This is a genomic window from Micromonospora sp. NPDC048843 (assembly GCF_040649965.1).
In the GTDB taxonomy this organism is placed as follows: Bacteria; Actinomycetota; Actinomycetes; order Mycobacteriales; family Micromonosporaceae; genus Micromonospora; species Micromonospora hortensis.
The window spans coordinates 1-19999 of the sequence record NZ_JBEZGJ010000138.1; the positions used below are offsets into that span (position 1 = coordinate 1).

Sequence of the window (19999 nt, forward strand, 5' to 3'; positions counted from 1 at the left end):
TTCGGATCCGTGTAGCCATCCGGGGTCCAGTACACGGGGTAACAGAGCCGTGAGTTGGTCTCCGGTGAGCCCGGCAGGTCGTTCAGGTCGCAGTCAGCGTCGGAGTAGGTGACGTGGATGTCGGCACCCGACTCGGTGCGGATGTTCTGGATCCGCCACCGAGAGAACAGGGGCGCCCCAGCCAGAACATTGGCGCGGTTGACCATCTCCACACCGGTGAACCGCACCGGCGGGTCGGTGACCGTGCCACCAACGTGCCCGGCGTGCACGATCTCCTTGAGCCACAACGACGCCGAACCGGCCACCTTCGGTGCCTTGAACTCATGGCCCAGGCTCCACGACTCGACGTCGGGGAAGGCACTGCCGTCACGTACCTGGGTGGTGATCTTCGTGAGTCGCTTGGTGCTGAAGAAGACCGGTGCCAGCTTGTCGGTGCAGGGCGCCGCGTCGCATTCCTTGTCCCACGGCACGTCCGGCCAGTTCGCCTTGACCGGCTTGCCATCCTTGTGGCACTCGGTCACCAGGCACCGGTCGGCGACGCTGAACACCACCCGCCCGGTGGCCGCGACGCTCGAATGGTTGGCGTGCAGCCCGTAGTCGATCCGCGTCAGGTATCCGCCCCGGGTGAACGACTGCCGGTTGTCCTTGTCGTCAGCGGCGCCGTAGTGACCGGTCTCGCCCTGGTAGTAGTAGCGGACCGTGTTGCCGTGCACGTCCACGGTCTTGTCGAGCATCCAGCGCCACGCCTGCTTGCAGGACGAGTCCTTGAAGGCGGTGGCGTGGCACTCCTCGTTGGAGTGGTTGCCGAAGACGGGGATCGTCCACCGCGAGTCGGTCGCGGCGGCCTCGCCCGCGAAGAAGTAGCGGGTGCCGTCGGGCGTGGTGACCGTCCACCGCTCGGTCGTGGCGTTACCCGACGTCGCCGGACTGCCGTCCAACTGGATCCGCCAGTTGCTGTCGCTCTGGGCCCGCCAGACGCCCGTGGCGTCATCCTTGATCAGGGACGTGTTGGCGCCGTTGAGCGAGACCGTGACGTTCGGCGAGTCACCCTTCCAGCACTGGTCGTTGGTCTTCTTGTCCTTGTTGTTCGGATCCTTGCCGGCGACGGCGTCGCGGTCGTCCGTGCAGGTGGCGTAGGTACGCTCGATGAAGCCCGGCGCGTAGTCCCACCCGTCGCCGACCCACGACGCCTGATTGTTGGCGCCGGCCATCCGCCCGTCGACCACCTGTGACGAGTAGTCCAACGACATCTCCGGCAGCGGACCCTCCGCCGGCGGCAGGCGCAGCGGGTTCGAGTAGGAGAACGCTCCGGAGCTGTCTCCCGCAGTCCAGGATCCCGACGCCTTCAGGTCGGTAGCCTTGTAGTCGCCCTCCTCGGAGGACTCCTCGGCGGTGATGGCGAAGACCATCGGCGCCGCACCGGAGAGGTCGACAGTGGTCGACAACGTGCTGGTGGCCGGGTCGTTGGTCGCGTCGACCCGATCGGTCTCCTGGCACTCCGACCGCTGCGGGGTCTTCGCCGCGCAGGCCGGCAGCCGTTTGAGGGTCAGCCGCTCACCCCAACCCGCGCCGTAGAGCTGCCGGATCCCGGTATAGTCGAAGGCCGCGTCGACCGTCCCGGCGTCGCCGTTCACCACTACCACCGGGCCGCTGACCCCGAGTCGGCGGGAGTGCTGCTCGTTCAGGAGTTCCACGCGCGCCTGGGTGGGGACACGCTTGCCGGTGACGGCCGAGGCCGTCACCGGCAGGCCACCGGCGAGCCCTCGCACCGCCGACGCCGACTGCCGATCGCCATCGAGCTGCCGCTCTCGCCGCGTCTCGGCGACCGCCAGCGTGGCCCCTCCCGCCTTCGGCCAGGTCGCGTGCTTCGGCCCCGCCCACCTGCCGCCGTCGTCCGGAAGCGGGGTCCGGTCGACCGGCACCCGGCGGACGGATTCCGCCTTGGTCGCCTTGACGGCGCGGTCGCCGGAAGGCACCTGGGATGCCTGAGCGGCTTGGGGCACTGTGAGAGTCGACGCCACCAGCACCGCGATGCTGCTCAGGGCGATTAACCGTCGGGGGCGGGAAAGGAGAGCGGGGGTACGCGACATGGCCTCTTCCTGACGGGTGAGAGGAGGAAAGGGAGGTTGGTAGGTGCGGCGAGGCCCGCGGCGTCCCGCCGCACCCTCACCCCGAGATGGTCAGCCAGCTGCGAGATCAGCGATCCGGTCCGGATCGACTGTGGAGGTCCAGAGCCGAACATCGTCGACGACGCCGCCCAGCCGAGACATCCGCGTCCCACTCACATTTCCGTTACATCCGACGAGGGTGGGACCACTCGCCATCCAGGGCGAGGAGGGGCCATCCTGTTCGTCCTGCAGCACGCCGTCGACGTACAGACGGACCTTGCCCTTCGCCAGGTCGTAGACGCCGGCCAGGTGGGTCCACTTACCGAGCTCCGGGGCCTGCTGCGATTCGGCGATGTGCCAGGTAGGAGTCCCACCGGACGCGGAGGGCATCCCGAAGTGCCAGCGGTCGGGCCCCGGGTTGTATCCGAAGAAGAAGCCGGGAGCGGCGGTGGCGATCTGCGTGACGACCGAGTGATGGCCGGTCGTCTGGTCCAGCACAACCCATGCCGAAACAGTGAACGAGGCGTCCGTGCGAACCGTCGGTCCGGACGTTTCCGCGCAGGAGCCTTCGGCCAGTTCGAGCCCGAGCGCTCCGTCCCGACCAAAACCGCGATCGCGGGTCCACGCGTACGGGCCGGTGATGCTCAGGTCCCGGCCGTTGCCGGACCAGTCGGTCAGGTAGGTGGGCGTGTCGCTGGCCGGACCGTCCAGGGGCCACATCCCCTCCAGCTTCACCGCCGGGTTACCGCCGTGTACCGCCGCTACCTCGCTGGCGGCGAGGGCGCCCCGCCAGACACGAATTCCGGAAACAGAGCCCGTGAGGTGGTCACCGAGCACACCCGCATAGCGGGCGCACCCTACGGTCATCGGCCCGTTGGCCTGCCAGGGAGTTGCCGTCCTCGTGATAGACGAGACCGGCTTCCCGTTGACGTAGAGACTCATCCGGCTCGCCGCAGCGTCGTACACAGCTGTCACGTGTGTCCACCGGCCCACGTCGTTGGTTATCGCCGTGCCGCTACCGGTCCACTGGGAGTTCGAATTCTCGTCGTCGGCGGACTTCATCATGAGCGCCCAGTAAGGGACACCGGCCGACTGGCGTACGCCCAGGTACCAACCGCTCACACGGTTGCCGTTCTGCCCGAGGAACGTCTGGTTCGCAGTGCCGAGGGCCGTCACGTTCACCCAAGCGGCAACGCTGAAGGATTCATCGGTGCGGACAACCGGACCTGCCGCGGTGACGCACTGATTGCCATCGAACTGCATCGCCGAGTCGACGCGCCCGTACTGGTCATCGGCCCAGCGGGCGTCCTCGGGCACAGCGATGTCCGACGAGCGGCCGATGGCCTCGACGCCATTGCCGCGCATCTTCCAGTCGCCCACCAGACCTGCGGGCAGCTCGGTAGCAACCCTCGCGATCTGCCCCTCCGAGAGGAGGCCCTGCCATACGCCAACGTGGTCTATAGAACCGTGCATAGGGAACCAGGAAGATGCGGCACCACCTGCGCAGCCAATCAGGAGCCGGCCTTGAGCGTTCCATGGTGTGAAGGGAATAGCACTCTCGGCGGACAGTTGGCCGTTGAGGTAGAGCCGCATCACCCTGGCGACCGGATCCACGGTCGCCGCGACATGCTGCCACTGACCGAGTGGGGCAGGGGCAGAGGCCAGAATCCAGGCGTAGGACGGCTCCTGGACGTCGGCACTGGTCAACATCAACTCCCACCGGTCGTTGTCCCGGTGATACTGGAGGTAGACCGACGGTCGGACCGATCCAACCTGTGTGACGAGAGCACGGTTGTCGGACTTGTCGGTGAGCTTCGCCCAACCTGCAATCGTGAATTCGGCGTCGGTGCGGACCGTTGGCGACGTCTCCGCACAGCCCGTGCCGTTGAACGTCAACGCGGCGGTCGAGTTTGCCTTCCGATCTGGCCCGTAGCCGACCCCGCTGCCGAGCACCAGGTCACGACCCTGGCCGGAGTCGTCGAGCCCATCCCCGTCGAGCCGCCAAGCGCCCTGGGACTGCGCCTCGGTGATCCGGCCGGTGAAGAAGTTGAAAGCAGCCCGTGCGGAGTAGTTTCCAGCGTTGTCCTGCGCCCACACGTACACGACGGTGCGGCCGGCCTCCGGGGTGAACGTGATGGACGTCGTGCCCGTCGACGCCTTGAACGTCTGCTTTGCGTCGACACCAATGCCGTAGGCGAACTGCTTCATCCCGGACCGCGCGTCGGACGAGGTGAAGCTGAGCGTCACCGGTTGCCCGACGACCGGGGTTCCCGAGGTGCGGGTGACCACCGGGGTGGTGGGCCCGGTCCGGTCCACCCGGAAATAGCAGGCGCCGGTCCAACCGGTGGCGTCTGTGCCGTCCGTGCCGCGCATCCGCCAGTTGTAGTTGCCCTCGGCGAGCGTGGGAGCCGTCCAACCGCGCTCCACGCCCGAGTTGGTCCACGCGGAGGTGTACTCCGCCGGGCTCGTCGGGCCGTTCAGGTCGAACACGACCTTCACCGTGCCGTCAGCGTCGCTGGCCTTGCCGTACAGCGTCGGGGTGGCGACGTTGACCCACGGACCCGGAGACGTCTTGTTGCAGGTACCACCCGGAGCCGTACGAATCGCAACCGGAGATGTCGGCTTGTGCTGATAGGTCACGACCAGCTTCACGTTGCTCGGGTCGAACTTCGCCCAGCGACCGCCGCTCTCGGTGCCCATCCGCAAACCGAACGTCATCGCCGCTAGTCCGTCGTCGGCGTTGTCCTGGATCTTCTCCCTGATCGCAGCCGCGTTGAACGCCACCCAGTTGGCCGACTGGCCGCAGTTGGCTTTGATCAACTTTGTCTGCAGGGCGCCGCCGTGCATCCAACGGCTCGCCATCCCGTTCCAACTGTTGGTGTAGCTGGACAGGTTTCCCGTCTGCCAGATGCCGACCGACTCGCCGGCGCAGTCGCCCGAGTGCACGGCGTACGCGTCGACGCTCGGCGTCCCGGTGAGTCGCTTGCCGGCGAGAGCCGTGGTGTCGAACTGGAAGTGCGACCGCCAGATGTCGGAGTGACTGTCCCAGTTGGACCCGACCCGAGCGACCTCCCGGGGCCAGGTCGATCCGGAGGTCCACGCCGTGCCGGCGTTCGAGTCGTTCACCGGTGCCCACCGAGACGGCTTCTTGTCGTAGGTAGGGTCGATGAAGATCGGGAAGTGGTCACTGGCCAGCATTTCTGGAGCTGCGGCCACCGTCATCGTCGTGTCTTTGACTCGTACCGAGACCGGAGTGACAGCAGCGGTCTCGGCCGGGCCGCGGACGCTGGAGCGCGCGTTCGGCGAATGCGCACCGCTCGACGAACCGAGCCCCGAACGTCGAGCCCCCGACGCCACGGGCGACAGAGCCGAATCCCAGGCCAGCGCCGGCGGCGCGGCGGCCAGCACGCCGTCGGGCCCGGAGATGACGACTCCCCCGCTCCCGCTTGCCACATCAGCGGAGCCGCCCACGACGTACCGCGTCTCACGAACCGCCGGGTTCTTGGCTGCGGCTGCGGTCTTGACCACGAGCAGGTGGGAGAATCCCGACTTCTCGGCGCGGACGACCAGATCGACGTCGGGCAGGACATTGGGGTAGGTGATCGTGTCCCGGTCGATGACACCCGACGGAAGTGGACTCGGCCAGCCGAGCGAGAAGGTGGCGCCGGCGCCGGTCATGGTGGCGAACGCGCCCGCCCCGCCGGTTGAGAACACCACGTCGGCCGTCGACGCGACCGGGCGCACGAGGCCGTCGGCTCCCACCGCCAGCATCGTGTCGATCTGCCGCCAGGACCCGTTCCGCTTGGTCCAACGCGGCTCGGCCCACGACTCGAAGGTGAAGTCACCGGACGGCTGGGCGAAGACCTTGGTCGTCTCCGTTGCCGCCGCGAGCACCTCGACGGACGCGTCACACGACGTCGCCAAGGCCTGAGCCGCGCGCTCCGACTCGGCCGTCGGCAACACCCTGACCGCGCAGGAATCCACCTGCTCCGCGGCGGCGCGATCGGGCGGCCAGACCACTTGAAGCGTCGACGCCAGCAGCACACAAGCCACAGTGGACATACGCCAGGCAGAACTAGTTGACGGCACTGCCAAACCCCCGTGAGGCAAAGTGATCAACGAATGTGCGGCACACGCTACAGAGGGTTCGGCCACGACGCCATGGGCCACAACGATCAATACATTCCATTAATGGGCTTCACCGTATGGCCGTCGGGTTACGTCGCAAGCCACCCCACAACGGTGAAATAAGTGCGATGCGGTGGATCGAAGGATGGCGAATCGACAGAAATTGAGCGGCCTCTACAGACCCATTCGCAGCCCTGTCACTATGAGATTCTCACCGGATGAGTGACGTGATCTTCCGAGTGGCGGTCCGGGCCGACCTGCCCGCCGTCATCGCCCTGCTCGCCGACGACGTCCTGGGCAAGGCCCGCGACTTCACCGAGGTCGACGAGGCGTACGAGCGAGCGTTCGCGGACATCACCGCCGACCCGCGCAACGCACTGATCGTCGCCGAGCAGGGCGGCGACCTCGTCGGCTGCCTCCAGATCACCTACATCCCCGGCCTCGGTCGGCACGGCGCCGAGCGGTCGCTGATCGAGTCGGTCCGGGTGCGCTCCGATCGGCGGGGTCAGGGGCTGGGCCGACAGCTGATGATCTGGGCCATCGACCAGGCTCGCGAGCGTGGCTGCGCGCTGGTGCAGCTCACCACAGACAAGACCCGCGCGGACGCGGCCCGCTTCTACCTGGGCCTCGGCTTCGTCGCCAGCCACGAGGGCATGAAGCTCGCGCTCTGAACCGGCGTCACGTTCACCGACGCTGGGCAGTGGGAGTAGCCCCGACCGGGTTACGTTCGCTGCCACCTGCTGATCCCGCTCGCCGGGTCCCTCCCCGACGGCCGGAAACGCACCGACCGACCCCACGACGGCCGGCCCGGCCATGGCCAGACGCGGTAGCGGAACTCCCGCTGTCAGTACAAACGCTGTGGAGCTGATGTCGTAGACGAGTCACAGTCGGCGATTCGTTTACGACATCAGCTCCACAGCGAGCGGCAAAGCACCGCACAGCGACGGCGTGGGCCAACGTCCGGCCACTACCCGGCAGCGTCAGCCGTCGACCACACGGCCGTCGCGCAGGACGAGCACCCGGTCGGCGAGGTCGATCAGGGCCGGGTCGTGCGTGGCCACCAGCGCCGTCATGCCGCGGGCGTGCACCACAGCGCGCAGCAGGTCCATGATGGATCGGCCGGTCTCCGAGTCGAGCTGACCGGTGGGCTCGTCGGCGATGAGCAGGTCCGGCTCGTTGGCCAACGCACGGGCCACAGCGACCCGCTGCTGCTGCCCGCCGGAGAGCTCGTACGGGCGCTGCGCGGCGTGCCCGCCCAGGCCGACCAGTTCCAGCAGTACCGCGACGCGCTCCTCCCGCTCCGCGGCCGGCACCTGCGCCAGCCGCAACGGCACGCCCACGTTCTCGGCAGCCGAGAGGATCGGCACCAGTCCGAAGGTCTGGAACACGAACCCGACGGTGCCCCGGCGCAGCCGCAGCAGCTCCGCCTCCCCGGCCGAGGTCACCTCGTGCCCGGCAACCACCACCTGGCCGCTGTCCGGCCGGTCCAACCCGCCGATCAGGTTCAGCAGCGTGGTCTTGCCGGCCCCGGACCGACCTCGGATGGCGACCAACTCGCCCCGGTTGGCCGTGAACGACACGTCCCGCACGGCGTGCACGGCGTGCTCACCGCGGCCGAAGGTCCGGCTGACCCCACTGACCCGGACCACCTCGTCGGAGTGCGTCGCTGGCGTACCGGCGAACCCGGCCGCGCCGGTCACCATCATGTTCTGCCGGCTCATGCCCGCGCCCCCCGCTCGTTCGAGGCCCGGTCGCCGGGCCGTACCTGCACATGGTCCGGCTCCAGGTCGAGCCGGACCCGCTCCTTCAGCGAGAGCGCGTCGACGAACGCCGCCGGCAGTTGCATCCGACCGTTGCGGTCCAGCACCGCGTACTCCTCGCTGACCAGCTCCGTGTTGCCGTCCGCGTCGATCCGCGCGGTCCGGCGTACCTCGGATGCGGTCCGGCCGTCGCGGATCGCGACGGTCCGGCGGACCTGCGTGGCCACGGCGTGGTCGTGGGTGACGACCACGATGGTCACGCCCAGTTCCGCGTTGATGGTGCGCAACGCCGCGAAGACCTCCGCGCCGGTCGCCTCGTCCAGCTCACCGGTCGGCTCGTCGGCGAAGAGCACCTCCGGGTCGTTGGCCACCGCCACCGCCACCGCGACCCGCTGCTGTTCACCACCGCTGAGCTGCCCGGGGCGCCGGTCCGCGCAGTAGCCCACACCAACCAGGTCGAGCAGTTCCCGGGCCCGCTCCCGGCGGGCCTTGCCGCTGCGCTTGCCGGCCAACTGCATCGGCAGCTCGACGTTCTCCAGCGCGTTGAGGTACGGCAGCAGGTTGCGTCCGGTCTGCTGCCAGACGAACCCGACCAACTGCCGGCGGTAGCTCAGCCGCCGTTTGGCGGAGAGCGAGAGCAGGTCGTAGTCGGCCACCCTGGCGATACCGGCGGTCGGAGTGTCCAGGCCGGAGAGGATGTTGAGCAGTGTCGACTTGCCCGAGCCGGAGGCACCGACGATCGCCACCAGCTCGCCCCGGTCGATGACCAGGTCGAGCCCCTGCAGGGCGACCACCTCCACCCCCTCGGTCTTGAAGATGCGCACCAGGCCGTCGCAGACGATGTGCCCGCGTAGGCGGTCCTGCCCGCCGGCCCGCTCGGCAGCGCGAAGCGCTGCCCGCTGTTGCAGGGCGGCCAGGTCAGGCACCAGTGGAGTCTGGGCGGTAGCAGTCATCTCAGCTCTCCTCTCCGAGCCGAAGCACCTCTCCGAGGCGCAACCGGCGGTTGTTCAGGGCCTCGACGGCGACCGCGAAGCCGAGGGCGACCGCCCCGAGCGCGAGCACCGCGGCGACCAGGGTGGGCTCGAAAGCCACCCGGACGGGCACACCACTGGTGAACGCGGACAGGCCGAGCACCGGGTTGAGCAGTAGGGGCAGTACCGCACCGACCAGCGCGCCGGTCAGCACCGACACCGCCACCAGCGGGGTCAACTCGACAAGCAGCAGCCCTCGCCACTGCCGGCGGGAAAGGCCGAGGGTGCGCAGTCGGGACAGCACCTGGCCCCGGGCGCGCGCGCCGGCCAACACGGTGAACGCGATGGCCAGCAGCCCGAGCACTGTGCCGCCGCCGGCGCCGGCCACGAACCCGAAGGCCAGCACACCGTTCGCCCCGCCCTCGCCAAGGTCCCGGCGGACGTCCGCCCGGGTGTCGACGGTGACCCCGATCATCCGTTCCCGGCCGGTGACGGTGCCGTCCCGCTGGTAGCGCTCCTGCCCCTGGTCGCCGGCGACGCGCAGCGCCTCGGCGTCCAGCGAGTCCCCGGCGATCAGCAGGCTGGTCGGCACGGGTGTGGTGGTACGCGTCGGCAGGGCCTGCCAGGGCAGGACCACGAACCGGCTGGCGTCCGCCGCCAGCATCGGGAAACCGTCAGCGGTGCCGGCCACCCGGAACTCGTACCGCTGGCCCTGCACCGAGATGAAGGCCGAGTCGTCCAGCCCGGCCTTGGCCAGGTCGGCGGCGACCGCCGGTGAGACGATCGCCGGCAGCGGACCCGGGCCGGGCGCGGCGGTGCGCAGCGCGGCCGGAATCGACAGGTCCACCTGTGAGTCGTGGGCCACCTTGTCCAACCCCGACCCGTCGATGAGCAGCACGTCCGTCTGCCCGATGAAGGCGTCGGTGCCGACCTCGTCGGACGCGAACCGCTCATCGTCCTCGTACAGCACCCGGGTGACGGCCCGGACCCCCGGCAGGCGGCCCAGCTCGTCGATGGTGTCGGGTGCGAAGCGCTCCCCGCGGATCACCGCGTCGGCGGGCACGATCTGCGCGGCGGCCCGTTCCCTGCTCGCGTCGACGCCGGCGGCCACTACCGCGCAGAACGCCGCGGTGCCGATGGCCAGCACCACAACGACCAGCGGGGCGGCGACCGCAGCGCGGCCGGCGCGGGCCGTGCCGAGGAAGGCCACGCTGCCCCGGGTCCGCGCGGCAAGCCGGCTGACCAGCAACAACGGCCAGGGGTACGCGCGCAGCGCCAGCACCGCCGCCGCGATCGCGAGGAGCACCGGCACCGACACGAGCAGCGGGTCCACCTCGCCGAGGGTCAGGCCACGCCGACGCAGCAGCACCGCGGCGAGCCCGGCCAGGAGCAGCAGGGAGACCTCGACGGTGAGCCGACGGGCCGACGGGCGCACCCGGATCAGGTCCCGGCGAGCCGCTCCGCCGGCCGGTACGGCCAGCGTCGCCAACGGCAGTGCCAGCGTGACCAGCACGGTCACGCCGATGACGTACGGCGTGGTCGGATCCGGGGCACCGGGGAACAGGGTGCCCAGCCACCAGCCCAGCACGGCGGCGACCGGCACCACCAGCACCGACTCGGCGAGGCTGCGCCGGGCGCCGGCGGTGGCCCCGCCGCCACGGGCGCGCAACAGCGCGAACTCCGAGCGACGTCGTCTGGTGGCGAGACTGGCCGCGAGCACGATGAGCCCCGCCAGGGTGGCCAGGACGCCGGCCGCGATCACCGCGAGCAGTGTGCGGACGGCGTCGATCTGGGCGGCGAACGCGCGCAGCGGAACGTCGGCGCCCTGGGCCAGGGTGAGCCCCGTCGGCTGGTTGCGCTGCATCACCTGCAGGCCGTCGATCATCTTGTCCAGCTCGCGTGCGTCGATCCGGTCGACGCCCAGTCGGTACCGCCAGTTGGACTGGATCGCCCAGCCCTCCGCGGCCCGCTTGTTGAGAGGCGACTGCGCGACGACGCCGACGATGACGAACGGCTGCCCATCACCCTGCGGTTCGATGATCCGCAGTAGCTGTGGGAGCCCGTCCCAGATGCCGTTCGCGCGGTCGACGGGGCGGAACAGCCCGGTCACCACCAGCGGGTCACCGTTGATGAGTCTGCCCTTGTCATCGGTTCTGCCGATGCGCAGTTGGCTGCCGGCGCGCAGGTTGAGCTTGCGGGCCACGTCGACGTCGAGCGCCACCTCGATCGGACGGTCGGGAACGTACGTCTCGCTCGGCCACGCCCCCTCGACGAGGGTGCTCGCCTTCTGGATGTCGGGCATGGCCCGCAGGCCCATGTCGACCAGCAGGTTGCGGGCCGCCAGGTCCGGCCCGACCACGCGGGCCTCTGCGGTCTCGACGCTGTACCACCGCTCGGTCACCGCCGAGCGCACCTGCGGTGGCATCTCCGCGGCCAGGGCGTCGAACCGTTCGGCGGCGTCGCCCATCGCCGTCCGCCGCGACGTCGCGGGTTCAAGGCTGGTGGTGTACGAGATGTCCCGGCGGGCGGCCGGCTCGCTGTTGAGTTGTGCTCGCAGCCCCTGTTCGGCGAGCCGGTTGACCAGCCGGGGCACTCCACTGATCAGCAGCGTGACCACCAGGGTCAGCACCGCCAGCAGCAGGAACTGCCCCCCGTACGCCCGGACCCGCCGGACGGCCGCCCCGACGCTCATCGTTCTCCCCCGATTCGCAGCTGCACCGCCGCCACCCGCTGACGGATGCCGGTGGCGATGAACGCGCTGAAGGCGAGCGCCGCCAGCAGCAGACCGACCGCGGTCAGGCCGATTGGCACCCAGGGCAGCACGAACGCCGCCGGGGGTGTCGGCCGGCCGGCGGCCGGGGTGAGGATGACCAGTGGGGCCATCGTCGCGCCGACCGCGGTGCCGAGCAACAGCCCGACGCCCACGCCGATACCGGCGAGGAACGTCTGTTCGGCGAGCAGCGCCCGAGCCATCAGCCGGGGCGTGGCACCGAGGGTGTGCAGGACCGCGAACTCGCCGAGCCGACGCCGGGCGGTGGCCCACACGTCCACCATCAGGCCGACGAGGGCGAGGAGCACCGCGCCGAGCGCGGCGGCGAGCATGCCGGTACGCGAGCCGCGCCAGTACGGATCCTCGGCGGCCGCCTCGATGGCCGCCTCCCGGTTGAGCACTGTGACGCCCGGGAGTGCGCTGAGCGCCTGGGCGGCGGCGTTCGCGTCGGCGGCGCCGACCCACCATTCCGGTACGGGTCGCACCGCGCCGCTGATCCGGATCATCACGTCGACCGCCGCTGGCAGGTCCAGCAGCACGCCGGCCGCGGTGGTGGTCGTCGGCACGGCGCTCAACTCGCCGACCAGGTGCACCGGCAGCGTCGCCCCGGAGAGGGTCAGGTCGACGGTGTCGCCGACGCGCAGGCTCAGCGCCTTGATGACCCCGGGTGTCATCAACACCGGCACGGGCTTGTTGTCGCCGGCCGCCACGACAGCGAACCGGGTGGGCGGCTGGTACGCGAACTGACCGCCGGGAATCACCTCCACGGCGTGGACCGCTGTGAACCCTGCCCCGGTGGTCCGCACCGGCGTGGACGTCACGCCGGGGGCCGTCAGCACCCAGCCGCCGCTCAGCTCGGCGGGTCGGGACGTGCCGTCGGCGTTGACCACACCCAACCCGTCCAACTGAAGTCGGTAGGCGTTGCCGGCCGCCAGCCCGCCGTCGGCCTCGAACCCGGCCAGCCGCAGCCGCGCCCCGCCCACGTCGGGAAGTTGTACGGAGAACCGGGTGGCCCGGCCGTCGCCGTCGGCGCTGGCCGCCGGCAGCCGCAGGGCGAGCCCGTTGGAGCTGGTGACCAGCAGCGTCACCTCGATCTTCAGCGACCGGGCGGCGCTGCTCACCGGGGTACGGACCGTGCCGGTGATGGCCCGCGCCCCGGCCGGCAGTTCGACACCGGCGGGGGCCCCGCGCTCATCGATCATGCGCTGGTACTGCTCCGACGCCGATCCGTCGCCGAGACGGTCGGCGAGCCGGACGAGGCCCGGGGCGCTGGCCGGGTCGACACCGATCACTGTCGCCGGCAGGTTCTCCCGCCCGACCCGGATCTCGTCCCGCCACGCCGGGAGCACCCGGTCCACGCTCGGTAGCGCGGCGAGTTCACCGGCTCGGGTCGGTGGGGCGCCCCCGGTGCGTTCGGTCACCCGGAGGTCGGCGCCGACAGTGTGGCCGGCCTGCTCGACCTGGGACCGCTCGCCGGTGCTGATCAGCGACCAGGCCAGGGTGCTGCCGCCGACGGCGAGGGCGAGCAGCAGCACCGGGCCGGCGTGGGGACGTCGGCCGGCCTGCCACATGCCGAACATGGTGGCGGTCCAGGGACGTCGGTCGACGAACCGCTCCGCGAACCGGGTGAGCGGCGGGAGCACCCGCAACGCCAGCACGGCACCGGCCAGCACACCGAGCGTCGGGGCGGCGACCAGCAGCGGGTCGATCCCGAGCTGTCCACCCGAGCCGGCCAGCGGGGAGGCGTACCGGCGTAGCTGCACCCAGGCGAGCACTGCGAGCGCCACGAGCACCAGGTCGACGCTGGCGCGTTGGACGCTCGCGGCCCGGTTGGGCCGGGATCGGGCCGCCATGTCGGCGACGTACGTCCCGGCGCCACGCAGCGACGGAAGGACCATGGCGACGAGGCAGCCGGCCGCGGTGGCCGCTGCCGCCGCCCAGACCAGTGTGGTGTTGCCGCCCGCGGTGTAGAGGTCGCCCGACCCGCTGGGTCGGATGTACCGCAACGCCTCACCGGCGATCAGCGGACCGAGCACGGCGGCCGGGGCGACCACGAGGGTCGCCTCACGGGCGGCCAGGCCGGCCAACTGCCGACGGGCGGCGCCGCGGGCGCGCAGCAGCGCGGTCTGCGGGCGGCGGTCCTCGTGCAGCAGTGCGGCGACCAGCACCAGCGCGTACCCGGCGAGCACCAGGATGAGCAGCAGCGGGGTGGCCAGTGACGAGCGACCCACCAGGTCGGCGCGGCCGATCCGGTCCAGCAACTGCGGCATCTTGGTCACCGTCTGCCCGGAGCTGCCCAGTTGGGCGGCCTCGGGCACGGCCGAGACCGCCTCGGTGAGGGCTTTCCGAACGGCGGGCAGGTCGGCGGTGTCGACGGCGCCGAGGTCCGGTTGGGCCAGCCAGGACGCCGACACCGAGCCCGGGAAGGTGGCCGCGAAGTCGGCCGGGTCGAGCGTGAACGGCCCGTACGAGGTGCCGGAACCGGCGCTGCCCGTCCCCACACCGGGGGCCAGCAGCCAGTACGCGTCCGCCGGGTCGCGGGGCCGCCAGGTGCCGGCGAGCATCAACTCCCCGCGTCGTTCGGTGGCCCTGTCGCGCACCGGGACGCGTTCGCCGACGGCCAGGCCGAGGGCGCCGGCGACCCGCTCGGGCAGGCTCACCTGGACGGGGTTCGCTCCGGGGGTGGGCCAGGCTCCGCTGGTCAGCTCCGCGTGGCTGGCGAGGTCGGCGAGCGTGGCCAGGTTCGCGAATACCGGTTCGTCGGCAGTACGCGGGATCTGCCCGAGGTCGCCGGTCAGTTCCCGGCCGGTGCCGTAACGGGCGGCGGTGACACTGACCGGGACGCCGCCGAACCCGGTGGCGAACTCGGCTCGGACCGCCTTGTCCCGGGTTGCGAACTCGGCCGCGTCCCGCCCACCCGAGCCACTGACCAGAAGGCCGCGCTCCTCGGCGGGCGAGGCGGCGACCAGTGCCCGCTGCCCGGCGTCCACCGCCCGACGGTTGTAGTCGGACAGCCCAGTGACCAACGCGACGGCGACGAGGGCGGCGATCACCGCCGCGACCAGCAACCCTCGCGCCTCGCGGGCCCGCCTCCACACCAGCTTCATCCGACGCCTCCCCTGGCCCTGGCGGGCCGACGACCATCAAGACAGGCCACCTACCGGGAAAGGTTCGCGCCCGTTACATGATCGTTATTACGAAAGGGGTCAGCTCGGGCCGGCCAGCGCGCCGGGGCGGCTAACTGCCGCCTCGGAGGTTGCGGATGCCGAACACCACAGCGCCGAGGACGAGCACGACGCCCAGGAGCTGAAGGCCCGGCGAGTCGTCGGCCTCGCCGTGCACGATTCCGGCGACGCCGAGGGCGACCACGAGAACGGCGGCGACGGTCAGGAGGTACTTCATGGGGTTTCCTCCTCGACCCACTCCAGCAGGTCTCCGGGTTGGCAGTCGAGCACTCGGCACATCGCTTCGAGGGTGCTGAATCGGACCGCCTTGGCGCGGCCGTTCTTCAGCACCGCCACGTTGGCGGGGGTGAGCCCTACGCGCTCGGCGAACTCGCCGACGCTCATCTTGCGCTTGGCCAACTCCACGTCGATGCGGACGACGATGGGCATCAGATCACCGCTTCCATGTCGGTCCGCAGGGTGGTCGCCTGCCGCAACAGGGCCCGCATCACCACCATGAGGAGCCCCAGCACGCTGACGCCCACCGTCAGCAGGAACAGCAGTAGCGGCAGCCCCGGGTCGTCCGCGTTGAACCCCACGTAGAGGAAGACACCCACGAGCACCACCCACGCGGCGGCGATGGCCCACACGATCGCGTCCACCCATTTCAAGGACGCTTCGGTGAAGATGCGGTCACTCTTGACCAGGCTGAGCAACTTCCAGGTCGCGACGATGACGACCTGGACGCACAGCACCCAGAACACCGCCACGACCGTGGCCGGCCACCGCAGGTAGGCGTCCTGCGGCGATTCCGCGGCCATGTGGGCGAACTGTCCGGGCAGGGAGAAGGTCTGAAACAGGACCAGGACCCCGAACAGCACCACGAGGAAAATTCTGAGAGCGGCAACCGCTCGATGCTCCGTAACCATGCATCGAGTTTCGCTCGTTACCTATCGAAAGTCAATCGGTTGCCGGGATGTTGACGCGCGCTCACGACGACGTCGTCCCGGGCGCCGGCCTCGCCTTCTGGGGATAGAACGTCTCGTGACGGGCCAGCATGGCGACGAATTCGCCGATCTTGCGCTCGCGGGTCTCCGCCCGCTTGACGGCGTTGAGGCGATGGATGAGAGCGAACCGGTTGGCCTTGGTGAGCACGTCGAGCATGGCCTGGGCGGCGGGCTCGGCGGCGATGGCGGCGAGCAGGTCTGGAGGCACCTCCGCCTCCGACGGCGGGGCGTAGGCGGCCGCCCACCGCCCGTCCGCCTTCGCGGCGTCCACAGCGGCGCGGCCCGCCGGCGACATCCGCCCCTGCTCCTCCAGCCGGGTCACGTTGGCGACGTTGCGTTGGGACCACGAACTGCGGGACCGACGCGGAGTGAACCGGATCCAGGAGGACTCCTCATCCCGCTTGCGGGCCTGCCCGTCGATCCAGCCCACACACAGGGCCTCGTCGACCGCCTGCTGCCAGGTCACCGTCGTGACAGTGCCGCCCTTCCGGGTCAGGGCGAGCCAGACGCCGGGCGACGTGGCGTGGTTGGCCGACAGCCACGCGCGCAGGGCGTCGGCGTCCGCGACGATCAACTCATCCAACTCGGTGCTCGCCATGCCGGGCAGGCTAACCGCCGGCACCGACACCGGGGCTCCGCTGGTCGGCCGGGCCAGACCGACGCGCGCCGATCCTCGAGGCTTCGGAGAGGGCAATTTCATCTGGCGTCAGACGATCTGACGTCGTACGATCGGGCCGTGAGAACCCTTCCTGCCCCCGAGCCGTGGACGGCCGCCCTTCCCGAGGCGACACCGCCACCCGACATGGCGATCCATCAACTCCCCACTGGCACCTACGAGACGCGGGCGGCATTCGCCCTCCGCGGTGGCGCGTTCCGTGACAAGCGGCAGTTCGCCGCCACCGCCATCCTCGTAAGGCACCCGAAGGGCGACTTCCTCATCGATGCCGGCTTCGGGGCCGACGTCGCCGCGCACGTCGCCATGCAGCCGCGCTTCGCCCGCGCCCCCTTCCAGAGCACCCGGACCGTGCGTGAGCAGCTCGACGACAGCGGTTACGACAGCACCAGGCTCCGCGGGGTTTTCCTGACCCACTCGCACTGGGACCATGCGAGCGGCCTCGACTCGCTCGACCTCCCCATCTGGATGAACAGGGGCGAGCTCGAGTACGCCGCGAGCGACGGTGACGGAAAGGTCTTCCGCGCTGTCTCGCCCGGCCACGAGATCCGCGAATACTCCTTCGACGGCCCCGCGTACCTCGGCTTCTCGGCGAGCTTCGACGTCCACGGCGACGGGTCCCTGGTGCTGGCGTTGGCCGGCGGCCACACGACGGGGTCCGTGGTCGCGTTCGTGACCCTTCCGTCGGGGCAGCGCTACGCGTTCATCGGCGACCTGACCTGGCAACTGGACGGAGTTCACCGGCTGGTGGAACGCCCCTGGCTGCTACGGGCCCTCGCCGACAGCGACGCCGAACAGGTGCGACAGGGCATCCTGCGATCGGCCGCGCTGACCGAGCTGATGCAGGTCGTCCCCGCCCACGACCGGCGCGCCTACGAGGGAATCCCGCTGTTGTCGGGTGCGGCGCGATGACCGCTGGACCAGCGCCGTCGCTCGACTCCGAGATCACCTGGCTGTTGCATCGCGCCGCCCAACGGATGCACGTGGTGACCGGTGAACAGGCCGAGAGGCACGGCCTGCACCTGCGGGACTACATCGTGTTGAGCGCGCTGGACAAGACACCCGGGCTGACCCAGGTCGAGCTGGCCAGGACCCTCGGGCTCGACAAGACCACGCTGATGACCCAACTCGATCGACTCGAACAGAAGAACCTCGTGGTACGCCACGCCGACCCCCGCGACCGCCGGCTACGCATTCCGGCGATCACGACCTCCGGCGAGGAGGTACGGGGGCGGGTCGCCCACGCCAGCGAGGAGGCGGAGCGAAACGCGATGGCCGGCTTCAATCAGGCCGAGGTCGACACGTTCCGCCGCATGCTGTTCGCGATCATCGGCACGGCGGTGGACCCGGGGTCCTGCCTCTGACGCTCGGCGAGCACAGGTGGCTCGGCGCTCAGGCGGTCTCGTCGCCACTGGTGCGCTTGGCGCGGCTCGGCTGCACCCGCTTGGGTTCACCGGGCATCTTCGGGTGGTCCGGCGGGTACGGCAGGTCGCCCTGGCCGGCGGCGGCGTCCCGCTCGGCCCACTCCAGCAGCGGGGTGATGTCCCACGGTGCGTCGTCGATGCCGGCGTGCGGATCACCTCGCTCGGCGAGCCGGGCCGGCACGGTGCGCAGGTCGAAGTCGTCCGGGTCGACGTCGGGTAGCTCGTCCCAGGTGACCGGGGTCGAGACGGTGGCCCGCGCGTTGGCCCGCAGCGAGTACGCGCAGGCGATCGTGCGGTCGCGTGCCATCTGGTTGAAGTCGACAAAGACCCGGGTGCCGCGCTCCTCCTTCCACCAGGCGGTGGTGACCAGGTCGGGGTTGCGGCGCTCCACCTCCCGGGCCAGCGCGATGGTGGCCCGGCGCACCTCGGTGAACGTCCAGCGGGGTTGGATGCGCAGGTAGACGTGCACGCCCCGGCCGCCGGAGGTCTTCGGCCAGCCGGTCACGCCCAGCTCGTCGAGGAGCGCGCGGACTTCGCCGGCGGCCCGCGCCGCGTCGGCGAAGTCGGTGCCGGGCTGCGGGTCCAGGTCGATGCGCAGCTCGTCGGGGCGGTCGACGTCGGCGGCCCGCACGGGCCACGGGTGGAAGACGATGGTGCCCATCTGCGCCGCCCAGGCGACGTGCGCCAGATCGGCCGGGCAGAGCTCCGCCGCGTTCCGGCCGCTCGGGAAGGTGATCTGCGCCGTCGTCAGCCAGGGCGGCACGCCCCGGGTGGGCACCCGCTTCTGGAAGAACGCCTCGCCTTCGACGCCGTCGGGGAAGCGTTGCAGGGTGGTCGGTCGGTCCCGCAGGGCGCGCATGATCCCGTCGCCGACCGCGAGGTAGTAGTGGAAGACGTCCGCCTTGGTGAACCCCCGCTGCGGGAAGATCACCCGATCCGGACTGCTCAGCCGGACGGTGTGCCCGGCCACCTCGACCTCTGCGGCCGCAGCCTTGGTGCCACCCATCCCGCGACCTTATGCCACGCCCCCGACGTTCGACGTACCGTTGAGGGGTGAGTCTTGACGACAACGAGCTGCCCCGTACCGACGAAGAGTGGCGGGTCCGACTGACCCCCGAGGAGTTCCACGTTCTACGGGAGGCCGGCACCGAACGCCCGTGGACGGGCGAGTACGTGGACACGAAGACCCAGGGGGTCTACCACTGTCGCGCCTGCGGGCTGGAGCTGTTCTCCAGCGACACGAAGTTCGACTCGCACTGCGGCTGGCCGAGTTTCGACGACGCCATCCCGGGCCGGGTCAAGGAGATCGAGGACCGCACCCTCGGCATGGCCCGTACGGAGATCCGCTGCGCCCGCTGCGACAGCCACCTCGGGCACGTCTTCCACGGCGAGGGCTTCACCCCGAAGGACACCCGGCACTGCGTCAACTCGGTGTCCATCAAGCTGGAACCCCGCTGACCCGGGCACTCGGGGCGTAGCCGCGTGACAGTGCTCAGGGCGTACCCGTGCCCCTGAGCAGCTCGACCTCGGCGGTTCGGGACTGTTCGATCCGCCGGGCCAGGTCGCGGACCCGTTCGTTGCGGCCGACGCCGACGTGCGATTGGGCCAGGTCGGCGGCCGATCGCTGATGGTCGGCGAGCACCTCGCGCAGCACCCTGTCGACGTCCGCGTCCGGCGCGGTCCGTAGCCGGTCGAGCGCGGCGTCGTCGCCGTGCCCGTCGTGGTGGTGCGCGGCCGCGCTGGCACCCGGCCCGGACGTGGGCAACCAGCCGCGCATGACGGCCAGTTCGTCGGCCTCGGTTGCCTCGACGGCGGCGGTCAGGGTGCGCAGCGCGTCGTCGCGCACCCTGTCCCGGGCGAGCCGGACGATCTGCAGGGTACGTTCGCTGTGCCCGACCATCGTGCTCAGGAACACCACGTCGATCCCGCTCATCGGGTCCCCCTCGATCGGGGAGCCGCCGCCCGCGGACCCGGCCGCCGCCGAGCCGGCCGGG

The 19999-nt window shown here is 70.6% G+C and carries 16 protein-coding genes; 4 read left to right on the plus strand and 12 right to left on the minus strand.

What is annotated here, in order from left to right:
* On the minus strand, window positions 1–2090 hold a 2090-nt coding region (locus AB0C20_RS26595), incomplete at its 3' end, for a SpvB/TcaC N-terminal domain-containing protein (protein ID WP_357568977.1).
* A 90-nt stretch (window positions 2091–2180) separates the two neighbouring features.
* Entirely contained in the window at window positions 2181–6152 is a 3972-nt protein-coding gene (locus AB0C20_RS26600; RefSeq protein ID WP_357568978.1) for a LamG domain-containing protein, read from the minus strand.
* Between the two features lie 302 nt (window positions 6153–6454).
* Here AB0C20_RS26600 and AB0C20_RS26605 point away from each other — a divergent pair, with 302 nt between their 5' ends.
* The gene (locus AB0C20_RS26605) at window positions 6455–6907 is read left to right on the plus strand and encodes a GNAT family N-acetyltransferase (RefSeq protein ID WP_357182634.1); all 453 of its coding nucleotides are present in this window, start codon (window positions 6455–6457) and stop codon (window positions 6905–6907) included.
* 309 nt (window positions 6908–7216) lie between these two features.
* On the opposite strand, the gene AB0C20_RS26610 is transcribed toward AB0C20_RS26605, so the two are convergent.
* The 8 genes from AB0C20_RS26610 to AB0C20_RS26645 all read right to left on the minus strand — a co-directional run bounded on the left by AB0C20_RS26610 (window position 7217) and on the right by AB0C20_RS26645 (window position 16506).
* Window positions 7217–7939 carry an ABC transporter ATP-binding protein gene (locus tag AB0C20_RS26610; protein ID WP_357183134.1) on the minus strand — a complete coding sequence of 241 codons (723 nt, stop codon included), beginning with the start codon at window positions 7937–7939 and terminating at the stop codon, window positions 7217–7219.
* 14 nt (window positions 7940–7953) lie between these two features.
* On the minus strand, window positions 7954–8949 hold the full coding sequence (locus AB0C20_RS26615; protein ID WP_357568979.1) for an ABC transporter ATP-binding protein: 996 nt from the start codon (window positions 8947–8949) through the stop codon (window positions 7954–7956).
* A gap of 1 nt (window position 8950) precedes the next feature.
* Complete coding sequence (locus AB0C20_RS26620; RefSeq protein ID WP_357568980.1) at window positions 8951–11659, minus strand: FtsX-like permease family protein; 2709 nt, start codon at window positions 11657–11659, stop codon at window positions 8951–8953.
* Window positions 11656–14844: an ABC transporter permease gene (locus AB0C20_RS26625; RefSeq protein ID WP_357568981.1), complete on the minus strand. Its 3189-nt coding sequence runs from the start codon at window positions 14842–14844 to the stop codon at window positions 11656–11658. The genes AB0C20_RS26620 and AB0C20_RS26625 overlap by 4 nt, the downstream gene beginning before the upstream one ends.
* A 130-nt stretch (window positions 14845–14974) precedes the next feature.
* Window positions 14975–15139, minus strand: a complete 165-nt coding sequence (locus tag AB0C20_RS26630) for a hypothetical protein (RefSeq protein WP_357568982.1) — start codon at window positions 15137–15139, stop codon at window positions 14975–14977.
* Complete coding sequence (locus tag AB0C20_RS26635; RefSeq protein WP_030336216.1) at window positions 15136–15351, minus strand: helix-turn-helix transcriptional regulator; 216 nt, start codon at window positions 15349–15351, stop codon at window positions 15136–15138. Before AB0C20_RS26635 ends, AB0C20_RS26630 begins: the two co-directional genes overlap by 4 nt.
* Window positions 15351–15785 carry a DUF2975 domain-containing protein gene (locus tag AB0C20_RS26640; RefSeq protein WP_258400826.1) on the minus strand — a complete coding sequence of 145 codons (435 nt, stop codon included), beginning with the start codon at window positions 15783–15785 and terminating at the stop codon, window positions 15351–15353. Before AB0C20_RS26640 ends, AB0C20_RS26635 begins: the two co-directional genes overlap by 1 nt.
* A gap of 106 nt (window positions 15786–15891) precedes the next feature.
* On the minus strand, window positions 15892–16506 hold the full coding sequence (locus AB0C20_RS26645) for a YdeI/OmpD-associated family protein (RefSeq protein ID WP_357568983.1): 615 nt from the start codon (window positions 16504–16506) through the stop codon (window positions 15892–15894).
* A gap of 138 nt (window positions 16507–16644) precedes the next feature.
* Here AB0C20_RS26645 and AB0C20_RS26650 point away from each other — a divergent pair, with 138 nt between their 5' ends.
* Window positions 16645–17493 carry an MBL fold metallo-hydrolase gene (locus tag AB0C20_RS26650; protein ID WP_357568984.1) on the plus strand — a complete coding sequence of 283 codons (849 nt, stop codon included), beginning with the start codon at window positions 16645–16647 and terminating at the stop codon, window positions 17491–17493.
* Window positions 17490–17945: a MarR family winged helix-turn-helix transcriptional regulator gene (locus AB0C20_RS26655; protein ID WP_357568985.1), complete on the plus strand. Its 456-nt coding sequence runs from the start codon at window positions 17490–17492 to the stop codon at window positions 17943–17945. Before AB0C20_RS26650 ends, AB0C20_RS26655 begins: the two co-directional genes overlap by 4 nt.
* A gap of 28 nt (window positions 17946–17973) precedes the next feature.
* Here the strand turns inward: AB0C20_RS26655 and ligD are convergent, their stop codons facing one another.
* Complete coding sequence (ligD, locus tag AB0C20_RS26660) at window positions 17974–19011, minus strand: non-homologous end-joining DNA ligase (protein WP_357182655.1); 1038 nt, start codon at window positions 19009–19011, stop codon at window positions 17974–17976.
* A 47-nt stretch (window positions 19012–19058) separates the two neighbouring features.
* Here ligD and msrB point away from each other — a divergent pair, with 47 nt between their 5' ends.
* A complete protein-coding gene (gene msrB, locus AB0C20_RS26665; RefSeq protein ID WP_091400676.1) occupies window positions 19059–19463 on the plus strand; it encodes a peptide-methionine (R)-S-oxide reductase MsrB in 405 nt (134 codons plus the stop codon).
* A gap of 34 nt (window positions 19464–19497) precedes the next feature.
* On the opposite strand, the gene AB0C20_RS26670 is transcribed toward msrB, so the two are convergent.
* The coding region (locus tag AB0C20_RS26670) for a DUF305 domain-containing protein (protein ID WP_357568986.1) at window positions 19498–19999 on the minus strand (502 nt) is incomplete at its 5' end.